Below are 13,529 nucleotides of genomic sequence, written 5' to 3'. Positions count from 1 at the left end.
GCAGCCACAGCGCTACTCTGTCTGCAGCAATAGATGGACATCGATGACCGGGTTGCCCATCAGCTTCTGCGGGAAGCGATCCCCTACGAAGGTCTTGTCGACCGGTTCTACCCAGACACTCAGTTTGCCGCCCGCTATATCCGCCATTGGCAGTTCGAAATCGAACTGCGCCATCGCGTTGCTTACGCAATTGGCACAGCTTTGCACCTCAACCGGCTGGAACAGCGCTCTGGAGGCGATCGTCTTTCCGTCCTTTTGCAGGTGCACCCGGAAGCTGCCGGGGATTTTCAGACGATTGATGCCGCTGACGCGTACGTTGACTCGATCGGTCTCGACCGTGAATTGTTTGTTCGCGGCGAGCGTACGCTGGGTCTTGGGCAGAAAATCGACGTTCGAGGCTTCGGCCGGCGGTTCGTAATCAATATCAAGCTGACCTGCCGAGTCGATGATTGCCAGTGTGTTCAGTTCCAGTGCGCTGTGGGTGAATGGATTCAGAACCTCGAGCGCTGAATCGTTGAATATCTGAAAACTGATCGGGTCGGTAGCCTCGTTGATAGTGGTCAACAGCCCTTGCAGGTCGGTGGCCAGCATTTTCTTCTGCCATTCCCAGAACAGTCGGTCCCAATTGCAGTGGAAGAACCAGAACACCGGGTCGAACGCCGCAACTTCCTGTTGTTGCATCGTCGGACCAATGGAGTCATGGCCACTGTCGTGGGCGGCAATGATGGTGTTGTGACTGGCACCGGACCAGTAGCCGTGAAAGTCTTCCCAGTCGGTTTTGCTCATTGCCCGGTTGACGTCATCGGTCACGCCGTTATCAATCAGGTTCTGGGCAATCGTGTCGTAGTCAAAACGTGTGGTGACGTACCCTTCGGGGAAATCCGCGCCAATGGTTTTCGGTAGCACGTATTGGTCGAAGGGTGGGCTTTTAAGCACGTCGGGGAAGGGCGTGGTGATATCCCAATAAGGCAGGGTCACGTTCTCGCAACCAGGCACCGATCTCAGGGCATTTTCGAAGCTGACCAGATAGGCCCGGTGCCAGGGGTTGTAGCCCGGTACGTGGTGCATGCAATAGGTATTGGGCGCCGGAAACCAGTGATAGCCCGCCTGGACGAAATAGCTGTTCGGGTCAGCGGGATCGAGGGCCTTAATGGCGGAAAAAGCTTTTTTGAGCTGCTCGAGTTCGTTGCTCGACAAGGTGGTGATGTCCTTGCGCATCCTGCCGGCCGGGGCCGCGGTGCTGAACAATGAGCGCGCTGCGAAGTCGGCCTGGCTCGCTTGGGTCACGGGCACGCCTTTGGGGTAGCCATTGTTCATCCAGTTGAGGAAGGTACCCACCCAGTCGGCAGGCCAGGGATTACCCGGCGGCATGTTGCCTGCTGCGACTTGTTGATAGATGTCGCCGGCGTGGTTCATCACCGCGTCGTAGCTGGCCAGGTCGAGACCTTGTCTGGCCATGTGCGCGCGGTCCACGGACGTGAACATGTCGCGAATCTGCGCATACCAGGTGGGGTTGGTGACGGGGGTTGCGGTCATGTCTGACTCCTTGTCGTCGGTAACAATCGAAGTTTCAGTGGATCGAGTGTGGCTCGCCGGCGGAACTACCCAGACGACCCGCGAGCGACCTGCAAGCGATAGCTAACTGGCCTTGACGGCGATGAACGAAGCGACCAGTCCGGCAGACGCGCCGTCGTGAGGCTTCACACGGATGACTGATCCAGTGATGGCCGGCACCTGATTCACGCCGTTTGGCCAGTGCTCCGTCAGCACCCCGTCATAGTCGTAGAAGTAGTCTTGAGTGGAGGTCCCGGGCCGCCCGCTGCCCACGATGTGTACGTGGTCGGGTAGTCCGTCATGGGCGCGCGTGATGACGCCCTTCAAGTCCATGACCGCGTTCGAGCCGAAACCGAGTTCACCTGCAAATGTCCCGTCGGCAGTGTCCTCCACGGTCCACACGCCTTCGGCGAATAACAGTGCCGCGAGTTTGTCCGGCGCGCCTCCAGTTAATGCGGGGTTATTGAGGAAACTTCTATACGTCCATTTTCCTGCAAAGGGATTGCTCATGACTGACATCTCCTCATCACTGTTTCTTGACGTCCGAATGTTGATGCGACGTGTGCTTCATCCCTGCCATGCCAATGCCGCCGCCGACGGCATTGAGGTCTGGCACGATCTGGATATTGGTCATCATCCCGCCGTCTTCGTGATCGAGGATGTGGCAGTGAATGACGAATTCACCGATGTAGCGGTCGTAGTGCGTGCGCACCAATACCTGATAGTCGTTCTGGACAAAGATCGTGTCTTTGAACTCGTGCCACATGCCGCAGTACTGGTTTTGCAATCCCAGCTCGTCGGCCGGAACCAGGCATTCGCCATTGGGGCCGAAGATGCTTTTGGGCTTTTCGCCGGGTTTGGCGTAGAGCACGTCCATCACCTGAAACGGGTTGACGTGGATGTGAAAGATGTGAGGTTCGCCCTGCGACGTCAGCACCCAGTCATCGGTGGTGTTGACCTGACGGGTGAAGTCGATACGGTCCGGGTCATAGGATTTGTAGTTGATGAAAAAGCCGAAGGCGCCAGACCACGGATCCCCCGGTTTTTTCGGCGCCGTGGCCGGAGCTGCCGGCGGAAATGGTGGATATCCGATGAAAAAGTCAGCTTTCTGGATGTCGTCGTTGACGGTTGCATCCTTGAGGTCGGGCATTGCGCGCCACGGCTTCAGGTTGCCGCTACGTAATCCTTCGAGGGCTGCCACCGGCAACGATGAGCCTTTGTTGGCGTCATAGAGCGCCTGCTGGATATAGCTTTGCGGATCGTCGGTCACCACTTTACCGCCGGAGACGATGACCGTTGCCAGCAATTGGGTTTCATTCGGACCTTGTCCGCCGGGGCCGCCATTGGGGCCGGCATTCGCGCGCTCTGCCGGCGTTGCCGCCTGGTTCAGCACGCAATAGGTGCCATCACGGGGGAACATCAGCAACACATCACTGCGATAGCCTGGTTGCAGAAAGTTACTGCCGATGCCACCACTGACACTTTTTTTGTTCACCCCGATCGGGCGGATGGCAGTGCGCGTCAGTCCGTCGGCGGCGATCTCGAATTGCGGAACAAGTTCGACCGGTTTGCTGGAGTCAGGCACTGTCACCGGGCACAGGTCGGCGATCAGCGCTGCTTGTTCCTTTGGCGTGCCGCCGAGTATGCCCTGCAGCGCAAGACTGGCTTTGGCACCACTGGTGTTCATGGGCACGATTTGCAAATTCACGGTGTCATGGATGCCGCCGTGAATGAAGCGCCAGCGTTGAATTTCTCCTGCGGCTATGCCGCGCAAAGTCGGCTGGACCGCACCGTTGATACTGGTGAACCGGCCGCTGTTGTCCCAGACCGTGGGGGAGGAGAGTTGCGCGTCGAAGTTCTCCACCACACCGGTTTTATCGCCGGGGCACGACCAGGTGCCGTCCTTCTGCGTGATGATGTTGCCCTTGTCGTCGAAACACGCATAAGGAATTTGCTGGAACAGAAAGACTTGCTCGGTGAGGGGCTTGCCCGCCGCGTCCTTGAGGATGGTGTCGATGTCTCCCGGCTTGTCACCGGTGTAGGGCCGATTGCCGCGCACGATCAGCGCGCCCGCTGCGCCGCTGGCGACCTGAAGCGCCGTGGAGCCATGTCGGTGTGCGTGATACCAGAACGTACCTGAAGGGTGATCGGTGGGAATATTGACCTCGTACTCAAACTTTGTTTGCGGCGCGATGTTCAGCAGCACGTTATCGCTGTTGCCGGACGGTGAGACGTGCATTCCGTGGTAGTGCAGATTGATCGTGTTGAAACAGCCGGGATCGCCATTCGCCGGATCAAGCCCCCCCGGACAACTGGGATCGTTTTTCTCCAGTTGATTGTCCAGATGCACCCGCAGGGTGTTGCCCGGTTGCACATCAATGAGCGGCCCCGTCAGACAGCCGCCGTATGAGCGCAACATGACCTTGTCTTTGGCACCGTCGGGACTCCCCGGGTTGTAGATGTAGTTTTCGCGTTTCTGCACTTGCAGGTTGAGTTCGACTGTTTGCCCGTCACGCGTGATGTCACCTGCCGGATCGCACCCTGTTGATGGTTGGGCCAGTTCAATGGCCTTCAGCGTGCCTGCCTGGTTTTTTTCAAGGAGCCTGGGCGGTGAAAGGAACGGTTGAGCCGTGAGTTCGGCGAGCGCCGTGGAGGTGGTTGCACACACGATCAGCCCTGCGAAGATCCTGTAACGCGAATTCATTTCCTGCTCCCTGCGCATTGCGCAAATGTCCCACAGCCATGACAGCCGGGTGTCCGTTGAGATAGTTCGACCGGGCAATGTGAACGCCGGTGGCTGTGCGCCTCCTAGGAAGCACCGGTGCGCTTGAGCACAAGGGCGATGGTTTCAGCGAGAGCCGAATCGCAGGTGCGCCCGGCGCCCGGGGTGTAGACCGGTGGTTTGGCGACGGAAGGGTCGCCGCTGGTGAAGGGAGGACGGGGGTTGTACTGGATGTTCAACTGCACCTTTTGGGCGACCAGCTCACCGGCAATCAAGGCGATGATTGCCAAGGCTTCGTCGAGCCCCGATGAAATGCCACCGCCGGTGATACGTTGCCTGTCGACGATGTAACGGGGATAGCCGTCTACCACATTGACCCGATTGAACAGTTTCAGACAGGCGATAAAGGCCCAATGCGTGGTGGCGTTATAACCGTCCAGCAAACCTGCTGCGGCCGCGAGCAAGGCACCTTCGCAGACCGAGGCGCAATATTGCGCAGCACCGCCTTGCTGAAACAGCCAGGTCATACGCCGGGGATCTTTCATCAGACGTTGCAAGTCGGAGGGTTCACCGCCGGGAATCCACAGCAGGTCGATGTCATCGGAATGTTGATCGAACACCGGTAGATCGCCACCGATGGTCATGCCATCACGCGTGGTGATGGATGGCCCATCAAGGGAAATCAGCCGGACGGAGCGGCGAGGGGCGCTGGTGTTCGTCTGCGGTTCAACCAGCTTCATCCAGTTGAACAGTTCGTAAGGGGCGCTGATGTCGAGCAAGTCCACACCATCGTAGATGGCAATTGCGATCAGGTAGTGTCCTGGTGCAGGCATGACTCCCTCCTTGGGAACACCGCGGCGAACGCACTGGCGTCGTCAGGTGTATAGCGTTGCGCCAATCAGCAATGCGATGCCCGGACAGCGGAACCGGAGGTTGTCCACCCAAGGCCAATGGCCAGTAGAGAGGGTTTTGGCAGCATAGTCGGGGTTGTCATGCGTGCAAGAAGATTTTATGCGCAACCGCCCAATGGTATTGGGCCTGGTGGTTTTCGCACCATGACTTGTAAGAAGCTTGAAACAGTCACCGATTTCAATCAGACCGATCAACTGCTGCAACGCGCATATCAATCCACCCAGGCCTGGATAGGCGAGGGTGGTTTGATCCGTGACGGGATACCCGATTCGTTGCTGGCTCACACGCATCATCTGGATGACGAGTGATTGTCCACCTCATAACGGCGTGGTGAGCGAAAACGGAATACGCAGCTCTTCGACAGGCCCTGTATCCCGGCCACACATTTCGTCATGTACGCATTGCTGCACCAGCACGCAGGGAAAGGCCGGCACGGTTTGCAGCAGGTCCCGCAGGTGAGTGATCGAACGCAGGTGCATCGGCTTGGCTGCATCATCAAGCAGGGTGAACTGGCCGTGATCGAGGCGGATCCGTGCCAGGTAAAAACCGCCTTCGAGTGACAGCAGCTCCAGCTCGCGGATTTCGCTGTTGGCCGCACGTTCGGTGAGGGTTTGCAGGTTCATGCTTCACTCCTTGCCTACCAGGGTAGGCGTTCTCCATCGTAGGCAAAGAAATGGCCGCTGTCGGCCGGCGTCAACTGGTCAATCAAGGTCAGTAGCTGGTCAGCGGCGACGTCTGCCGGCCGGGCGCTGGAGGCCCCGCGAAAAGGTTGCGACAGCGCCGATACGACAGTGCCCGGATGCAGACTGAGCAAGCGGCTCTGCGGGCGAGTGCGCACCAGTTCGATGGCTGCGGTCTTGATCAGCATGTTCAGTGCAGCCTTGGATGCACGATAGGCGTACCAGCCGCCCAAACGGTTGTCGCCAATGCTCCCGACCTTGGCCGAAAGCATCGCCATCGCTCCCTGAGGATCGAGCAACGGCAGAAAGTGGCGCAGCACCAATGCCGGTCCCAGCGTGTTCACTTGAAACACGGCTTGCAGCGCCTCCGGCTCGATCGCGCTGAAGCTTTTTTCCGGCTTGATCGCGTCGCGATGGAGCAGGCCGGCCGCGTGGATGATCAACTGATACGGTGCTTCGGCTGCCAGCTCCGTGGCAGCGCCGGCAATCGTTTCGGGGCGTTCCAGGTCCAGTGCGGGAACGGTCCGGCGCCCCAGCGCACGAACCCCGGCACAGCGTGGATCCTGTTCAAGTTGTTCGCAAAAAGCTGTGCCGAGGGCTCCACTGGCGCCGATCACCAGCGCACGGTAACCGTCGCCGAGCGAGGCCATGGTCAGTGCGCGGTTCATTGGCTTGCTCCGGCACCCTGGCGACGGAAGAACAACGTCACCTGGCCGACCTCTACCCCGAACTTGGACATGGCAGTGCGGTTGATCAGCGTGTCCTCGTCCATCAGGTACATCCAGTCGTCCATGCTCATTTCGTACGTCGAGTCGTCGACCGGCAGGTTCAGGCGATAGCGCCAATGCAAGGTATTGCCAGCGATCTGGCCCTTGGCGACGCCCACCACGTCATCCGCGCGCCCGCTCCAGCGCCCTTGGCCCTCGGGCGTGAGGGTCCAGACGCGGCGTTGGCGGGTGCCGTCGCTGTACAGGAAATGCTCGTCGAGAATCAGGTTATTGCCCTCACGACGGCTGACGATGTTGACCTCGAACCGCTTGGCCACCTCACCGCTGCGCTTCTGAAACATCCCCCAGGCTTTGACGGGCTGACTGAAAAACTGCTCCAGATCCAACGCCGGTTGCTGATCCGCATAGCGGGTGACATCCACACTGCCGCAACTCGCGACGCTGAGGACCAATGTCAGTAACAGCAGAAATCGGGTCATTGCCTTACTCCCTGAAGTACTCGAGCGAAGAGGGTGAAGTGTCGAACGATCGGCTTGTACAGTACCTTGGCCCTGTATAGGTTTATCGCCGTCCGATCAGTTGCAGGAATTCCTGCCGCGTCGTTGAACTGTCACGGAACGCGCCGAGCATCACGGAGGAAGTCATGACCGAATTCTGCTTCTCCACACCGCGCATCATCATGCACATGTGCCGGGCTTCAATGACCACTGCCACACCGGCAGCGTCGGTGATCTGCTGGATGGCTTCAGCAATCTGCCGGGTGAGGTTTTCCTGGATCTGCAGGCGACGCGCGAACATGTCCACCACGCGCGCGACCTTCGACAGCCCGAGGACTCTGCCGGTGGGGATATAGGCCACGTGCGCCTTGCCGATAAAGGGCAGCATGTGGTGCTCGCACAAGGAATAAAGCTCGATGTCGCTGACGATCACCATTTCATCGCTCTGCGATTCGAACAGCGCGCCGTTGGTGACGTCTTCCAGGCTCATCGTGTAGCCATTGCACAGATACTGCATTGCTTTGGCGGCACGCTTGGGCGTGTCCAACAATCCCTCGCGTTCGGGGTTTTCACCGACGCCGACGAGGATTTCACGGTAATGGCTGGCTAGTAGTGGGTTCATTCAAGGTTCTCGCGGCGGTGCTGTACGTTAAGGCCGATCCATAGCGAAAGAGTTGTACGCGACAAAGCGTTCTGTATAGGTTTTATTCAAGATAGGCTGAAAAAAATCACCTGACAATGAATCGGCAATCTTTTTTGTGCAGATGCGAAAACCTCACATCGCAGTGTGTGAGGTTGTCGGGACAGGTTTCGATCAGACGGTGAAGGATTGGCTCAATGGCCGGACCATTTTGCTTAAAGTACGAAAAGGGCCCTGCGCGGGCCCTTCCAGGCTCATAGCGATGTTCTGACCACCAATGGACAATCAACCGGCTGGGCGCCCGATACGTCGAGGGTCTCGATCAGGTGCCGGACAGCCTTGCGACCGATCTCGTAGTACGGCAGTTGCACCGTGGTCAGCGGGGGGATGAACAGCTCTGCAATACCGACCATGTTGTCATAGCCAAGCACCGCGACATCTTCGGGAATTTTCAGGCCTCGGCCCAATAGCAGCTGATAGGCACAAAAGGCAATGCGGTCGTTGCCACAGATCAGGATATCGAATTGGGGGCGACCATCGTTGATGTGCCGATCGAGGATAGCGGCCGTTTCGCTATAGGCATCATGGTCGGAAAGGTCGTATTGCAGGAGTGCCTCCGGCGCCAGTCCGAATGCCTGACAGGCACGTTGCAGGCCTTTTTGGCGCAGCCCCCAAGCCAGACTCTGTTTGGGCAGATTGATACACAGCGGGCGCTTGTAGCCGAGGTTCAACGCATGGTGCACGGCCCGGTATTGGCCTGCTTCATCGTCGGGTACATAGCTGACGAGACGGCGGTCATCGGCCAGGCAATTGGCGAGGACCAACGGTTTGCTCTTCAATCGTTCGGGAATGGAAACCTGGCGAAATCCCATGGCGCTGAAAATCAAGCCGTCCGGACGGTGCGACAGCATCAGGTCGATGTTCTGGTCGGTGGGCGGGTTGCTGAGCAGGTTGAGGATAAGGACATTCCAGCCTGCCTGCTGTGCGGTCTGCTCAATGGACAGCAGCAACTCGACCGCGAACGGCGTGGTTGCCGTGTCCAGCGCGAACACACCGATGGTCCGCGACTGCAGGTTATCGCCACGCATCTTGCGCGCTGACAGGCTCGGTACGAACTGCAATTCATCAATGGCCCGACGCACCCGCTGAAGGGTTTCGGCGCTCAGTTTTTCCGGACTGTTGAGCGCACGAGAAACCGTCATCAGGGACACGCCGGCCAGCTGTGCAACGTCTTTCACTGAAGTCATGTGAGGCAAAATCGGTCAGGTTGACGCCGGATCATGACACAGGGCCCGCGCTTCTCGCGACCCGAATGACGCCGTTCATAGCCATCCAGAACCAAGAGGCCATGCCCTGCAAATCGACACACGTCCGCCAGTCCCGCTTGCCAGAAGCTTCACGCCCAGGCTGTCGGGCCGCGGATAGACGCGACTGCTGAGGCTGAAGTGCCCGTTTTCGTCGAACACCTCTACGGACGAACGATCGAGGAACACGCGCAGTTCGAGTCGCTGTTGTGTCGGGTCTATCCATACGCTGCGCTGGCCTGTGACTTGCGCACCCGAGCGACTGCGGTCGAGCACCAGGCGCTGCAGTGCTGCATCGTAGTAGAGCAGGGTTTCTTCACGGCCATCGTCGCTGCAACGCAAGGCGATCCCCAAGTGGCCGTCGGTGCAGTCGAGCAGATCCAGTTGCACATGGATTTCGAGCATATCGCCGCGTACTTCCGGCACCCACCGCGATCCCGTATCTTCCCAGCCGGGCGTATCCGGCAATGGCGCCAGGCGCAGCGCGCTGAGCTCCCGTGCCGGATACACGCAAAGGCGATCACCGCGCAGTTCCAGTTCACGCGGCAAGCCGAGCATGCCGCACCAGTGATGGGCCTGGCTCGGCATCGGGCTTTCCCACATGTCGAGCCACGCCCACACCAGGCGCCGACCATCGGCGGCCAGTAGCGTTTGCGCTGCATAGAAATCGTGGCCGTTATCCAGCTCGATAAAAGGCCCACCGGTGAAATGCCATGCGCTATCGAGTCGGCCCACTCGATAACCCGTCTGGTATTTGTTGAGCCGGTCGTAACCGTCGGCTTGCATGCCTTGGGGCGAGTACAGCAGCACGTCGCGTCCATTCAGGCGAAACAGGTCCGGGCACTCCCACATATAGCCATCGCCCTCGCTGCCGGCGGACACATAGTCGAGGAACTCCCAGGTGTGCAGATCCGTGGAGCGGTACAACGGCAGCAGCGGCCTGTCGCCCAGACGCGCGCCGGCAATCAGGTACCAACAGTCATCCTCCTGCCAGACCTTGGGGTCACGGAAGTGCATGATGGTGTCTTGCGGCGCGCGGTCGATCACGGCGCCATGTTTGACGAAGTGGATGCCATCGGTACTGGTTGCCAGGCACTGCACTTGACGGATGAAACGCTCGTCGCCCACATCACCCAGCCAAGTGTGCCCGGTGTAGATCAGGGCCAAGGTATCGCCACACACCACGGCGCTACCGGAAAAACAACCGTCACGGTCGACGTCATCGCCGGGAGCCAGCGCAATGGGCAGGTGCTGCCAATGAACCAGATCGGCACTCTTGGCGTGGCCCCAATAGATCCGTCCCCACTGCGCATCGAAGGGGTGATGCTGATAGAAAACGTGATACTCGCCACGAAAGTACACGACGCCGTTAGGGTCGTTCATCCAGCCTGCCGGCGGGGCAAGATGATAACCGGGACGATAATCCTGGATGACGCGAGCCAGACCATCACTCAGCGCATGCTGCGCAAGGTCAAGGGCGCAAGACATTGGGTCGTTCATAGAATTCAAATACTCAGTCATAGGGCGCTTGCTCGTGCCGAGCGCAGAAAGACGCCATCCGGAAGGGTTTCAATGGCTTGCGGGTAGCGCTTCAAGGCCGCGCCGTCGACGTCGAACAGGTGCAGATTGTCGATGTCCAGTTGCAGCTCAACCCGATCGCCGGCTTGCCATCCGGCGCTGACTTCGCAACGACAGATCAGTGGATCGTCTTGACCTGTCTCGAGGTGCACGTAGGTTTCGCTGCCCAGGTATTCGACCGCGGTAACGATGACGCCAGCGGCTTTATCCGCCGCCTTCAGCGACACATGCTCCGGACGAATCCCCAGGCTCAGCTGCGTGCCCGTCGCCAGGTTCGAGCTGTCGAAGGGCAGGGGCATGATTCCCCATACAAGGGTATCGACCAGGCTGGTTTCACCTGGCGTCTGCAGGCGCACCGGCAGAAAATTCATTCTGGGCGAGCCGAGAAAACCGGCGACAAAGCGGCTGGCCGGGCGCTCATAGAGTTCGCGCGGTGCGCCGACCTGCTCTACATGGCCGCCATTGAGCACGACAATTTTGTCGGCCAGGGTCATCGCTTCTACCTGATCGTGGGTAACGTAGATCATGGTCGAGCGCAGTCGGGCATGCAGCCGGGCGATTTCGTTGCGCATCTGCACCCGCAAGGACGCGTCCAGGTTGGAAAGCGGCTCATCGAACAACAAAATGTCCGGTTCTCGCGCCATGGCTCTGCCCATGGCCACACGCTGACGCTGCCCACCGGACAGCTCTTTTGGCTTGCGTTGCAGCAGCTTGTCCAATTGCAGGATTTGCGCAGTTTTCAGCACCCGCTCGCGCAGGCTGCTCTTTTCCGTCTTCGCAAGCTTGAGACCAAAACTGATGTTGTCGTAGACGCTCATGTGCGGGTATAGCGCATAAGACTGAAACACCATGCCGACGCCACGCTCGCGCGGCTCCAGGTCGTTGACCCGTCGCCCGTCGATCAGCAGGTCGCCGGCGCAGATCGAATCCAGTCCGGCGATCAGCCGCAGCAGGGTCGACTTTCCGCAGCCCGAAGGGCCGACGAACACCACGAATTCACCCGCCGCGATCTCCAGGTTGATGTCGCGAAGAATCCGCACGCCGCCCAATTGTTTGTTCACGTTGTCCAGTTTTAATTTGATCACGATGCTGTTCCTTGTCTTTGTTGGGCATCAACCCTTTAACGCGCCGGCAGTAAGACCGGAAACGATTCGGCGCTGGAAGATCAGCACCAGAATCACCAGTGGGACGGTGACCAGCACCGAGGCCGCCATCAACAAGCCCCAAGGCAACTCATGGGGGCTGCCGCCGGAAATCAACGCGATGGCGACCGGCACCGTGCGTTGGGTGTCAGTGAGGGTGAAGGTCAGGGCAAACAGGAACTCGTTCCACGCGGCGATGAAGGCCAATAAACCAGTGGTCACCAGCGCGGGCCATAGCAACGGCAACAGCACTCGGGTCAGCGTGACCCAGGGCGAGGCGCCATCCATGATTGCCGCTTCCTCCAATTCATGGGGCAATTGCCCCATGAATGTGGTCAGCACCCAGACGGTGAAGGGCAGGGTGAAAATCGTGTAGCTCAGGATCAACGCCCAGGACGTGTTGTACAGCCCCAAGGCACGGATCACTTCGAACAGCCCCGACAGCACCGCAACCTGGGGAAACATCGAAACGCCAAGCACCATCATCAACACCGTGCCACGCCCGCGGAATTTCACCCGGCCCAAGGCATAGGCGGCGGTCAGGCTGAGGAACAGCGCCAGTGTCACCACGCACAGCGCAACCACCAGCGAATTACCGATCGCCCGCAGGAATGAGGCTTGATGGAGGATCGCCGCGTAATTGGAGAAGTCCGGGTTTGCGATCCAGTAGCTGACCTCGAACAAGGCGCTGGACGGCTTCAGCGACGTGAGGATGGCGTAGTAGAAGGGGAAAACCGCATACAGCAGCAACACCCCGATCAGGCACCAGAAGCCGAGGCGCAACAACGCTTTTTTCAGCAGGCGCGGGCTCATGAACGGACCTCCAGTTGACGGCGGCCGAGGTAGAGATAAAGCATGGCGATGACCGCCACCACCAGAAACAACAGGGTTGAAGCCGCGCTGCCGTAACCGACGTCCTGGAATTCCACCAGGTGCTGACGGGCATACACCGACATGCTCATCGTGCTCGACGAGTTCGAGGTCAGCACATAGATCACGTCGAATACCCGCAGCGAGTCGAGAATGCGAAAGATCGCTGCCACCAGCAGTGCAGGCATCAACAGGGGAAGGGTGACACGCCAGAACACTTTCAGCGGGTGGATGCCATCGACCCGGGCCGCTTCATAGCAATCGCTTGGCAACATCTGCAAGGCCGCCAGCATCAGCAGCGTGACAAAAGGCACGGTCTTCCAGACGTCGACGATGATCACCGCCCACATCGACAGGTCTGCATCTGCCGTCCAGGCCAGGGGCGCGTCAATCAGGCCAAGGCTCAGCATCAAGTGATTGATGATGCCGAACTGGTCGTTCAGCATCCATGCCCAGATCTTTGCCGAGACAATGGTCGGAATCGCCCATGGAATCAGAATCAACGCACGCACCAGAGAGCGGCCGGTGAACTTGATGTTCAACAGCAACGCCACCAACAGCCCCAGTACGACTTCCAGACCCACTGACACCACAGTGAAATACAACGTGTTGCGCACCGCATTCCACCATTGTGGATCGACGAGGATGCCCGACCAGGCGGAACCGTTGCGGACCAGATAATTGCTCAAGCCGATGAAGGTTGCGCCACCGCTGTCCGCCAGGCTGGCGTCGGTCAGGCTGAACCAGAATGTGCGCAGCAGCGGCCAGGCTGCGACCAGGGCCAGACACAACAGCATCGGTGTCAGGAACAGCCAGGCGGCGCGTACCCGAAGGCGTTGTACGGGCGTTTCCCTCGTGAGCAGCAGCTCGTCGAAGGGGGCATGGGCAGTAGAGACAGACAT

14 protein-coding genes are annotated in these 13,529 nt (G+C 59.2%); 1 reads left to right on the top strand and 13 read right to left on the bottom strand.

Translation table 11 applies throughout. From position 1 onward, the window contains the following. Nucleotides 1-12 precede the first annotated feature (12 nt). From PseuLF5_RS03625 to PseuLF5_RS03610, 4 genes are all read right to left on the bottom strand, one after another. The gene (locus PseuLF5_RS03625) at nucleotides 13-1,536 is read right to left on the bottom strand and encodes a tyrosinase family protein (protein ID WP_267794746.1); all 1,524 of its coding nucleotides are present in this window, start codon (nucleotides 1,534-1,536) and stop codon (nucleotides 13-15) included. Between the two features lie 102 nt (nucleotides 1,537-1,638). Further along, complete coding sequence (locus PseuLF5_RS03620; RefSeq protein WP_123468693.1) at nucleotides 1,639-2,064, bottom strand: hypothetical protein; 426 nt, start codon at nucleotides 2,062-2,064, stop codon at nucleotides 1,639-1,641. A 16-nt stretch (nucleotides 2,065-2,080) separates the two neighbouring features. Next, nucleotides 2,081-4,258: a multicopper oxidase family protein gene (locus tag PseuLF5_RS03615; protein WP_340132954.1), complete on the bottom strand. Its 2,178-nt coding sequence runs from the start codon at nucleotides 4,256-4,258 to the stop codon at nucleotides 2,081-2,083. A gap of 104 nt (nucleotides 4,259-4,362) precedes the next feature. Next, nucleotides 4,363-5,109, bottom strand: a complete 747-nt coding sequence (locus PseuLF5_RS03610) for a DJ-1/PfpI family protein (RefSeq protein WP_340132953.1) — start codon at nucleotides 5,107-5,109, stop codon at nucleotides 4,363-4,365. A 222-nt stretch (nucleotides 5,110-5,331) separates the two neighbouring features. Here PseuLF5_RS03610 and PseuLF5_RS03605 point away from each other — a divergent pair, with 222 nt between their 5' ends. After that, nucleotides 5,332-5,496, top strand: coding sequence for a hypothetical protein (locus tag PseuLF5_RS03605; protein ID WP_445262405.1), 165 nt, complete (start codon nucleotides 5,332-5,334; stop codon nucleotides 5,494-5,496). A 9-nt stretch (nucleotides 5,497-5,505) separates the two neighbouring features. Here the strand turns inward: PseuLF5_RS03605 and PseuLF5_RS03600 are convergent, their stop codons facing one another. The 9 genes from PseuLF5_RS03600 to PseuLF5_RS03560 form a co-directional block, all read right to left on the bottom strand. Continuing rightward, nucleotides 5,506-5,811 carry a DUF6482 family protein gene (locus tag PseuLF5_RS03600; RefSeq protein ID WP_064587549.1) on the bottom strand — a complete coding sequence of 102 codons (306 nt, stop codon included), beginning with the start codon at nucleotides 5,809-5,811 and terminating at the stop codon, nucleotides 5,506-5,508. A gap of 14 nt (nucleotides 5,812-5,825) precedes the next feature. After that, entirely contained in the window at nucleotides 5,826-6,536 is a 711-nt protein-coding gene (locus PseuLF5_RS03595; RefSeq protein ID WP_340132952.1) for an SDR family NAD(P)-dependent oxidoreductase, read from the bottom strand. Continuing rightward, on the bottom strand, nucleotides 6,533-7,075 hold the full coding sequence (locus PseuLF5_RS03590) for a DUF3833 domain-containing protein (RefSeq protein WP_340132951.1): 543 nt from the start codon (nucleotides 7,073-7,075) through the stop codon (nucleotides 6,533-6,535). Before PseuLF5_RS03590 ends, PseuLF5_RS03595 begins: the two co-directional genes overlap by 4 nt. A gap of 82 nt (nucleotides 7,076-7,157) precedes the next feature. Further along, on the bottom strand, nucleotides 7,158-7,715 hold the full coding sequence (gene folE / locus PseuLF5_RS03585) for a GTP cyclohydrolase I FolE (RefSeq protein ID WP_123468712.1): 558 nt from the start codon (nucleotides 7,713-7,715) through the stop codon (nucleotides 7,158-7,160). 272 nt (nucleotides 7,716-7,987) lie between these two features. Next, a complete protein-coding gene (locus PseuLF5_RS03580) occupies nucleotides 7,988-8,980 on the bottom strand; it encodes a LacI family DNA-binding transcriptional regulator (RefSeq protein ID WP_340132950.1) in 993 nt (330 codons plus the stop codon). Nucleotides 8,981-9,055: 75 nt separating this feature from the next. Further along, on the bottom strand, nucleotides 9,056-10,558 hold the full coding sequence (locus PseuLF5_RS03575) for a glycoside hydrolase family 32 protein (RefSeq protein ID WP_340132949.1): 1,503 nt from the start codon (nucleotides 10,556-10,558) through the stop codon (nucleotides 9,056-9,058). Further along, nucleotides 10,555-11,700 (bottom strand): ABC transporter ATP-binding protein, encoded by a 1,146-nt coding sequence (locus PseuLF5_RS03570; RefSeq protein ID WP_340132948.1) that lies wholly within the window; start codon nucleotides 11,698-11,700, stop codon nucleotides 10,555-10,557. The genes PseuLF5_RS03575 and PseuLF5_RS03570 overlap by 4 nt, the downstream gene beginning before the upstream one ends. 27 nt (nucleotides 11,701-11,727) lie before the next feature. Next, on the bottom strand, nucleotides 11,728-12,570 hold the full coding sequence (locus PseuLF5_RS03565) for a carbohydrate ABC transporter permease (protein ID WP_186745344.1): 843 nt from the start codon (nucleotides 12,568-12,570) through the stop codon (nucleotides 11,728-11,730). After that, nucleotides 12,567-13,529 carry a carbohydrate ABC transporter permease gene (locus tag PseuLF5_RS03560; protein WP_340132947.1) on the bottom strand — a complete coding sequence of 321 codons (963 nt, stop codon included), beginning with the start codon at nucleotides 13,527-13,529 and terminating at the stop codon, nucleotides 12,567-12,569. The genes PseuLF5_RS03565 and PseuLF5_RS03560 overlap by 4 nt, the downstream gene beginning before the upstream one ends.

Source organism: Pseudomonas sp. LF-5 (assembly GCF_037626295.1).
Classification (GTDB): Bacteria; Pseudomonadota; Gammaproteobacteria; order Pseudomonadales; family Pseudomonadaceae; genus Aquipseudomonas; species Aquipseudomonas monsensis.
This window is presented reverse-complemented; position numbering and strand designations above follow the sequence as displayed.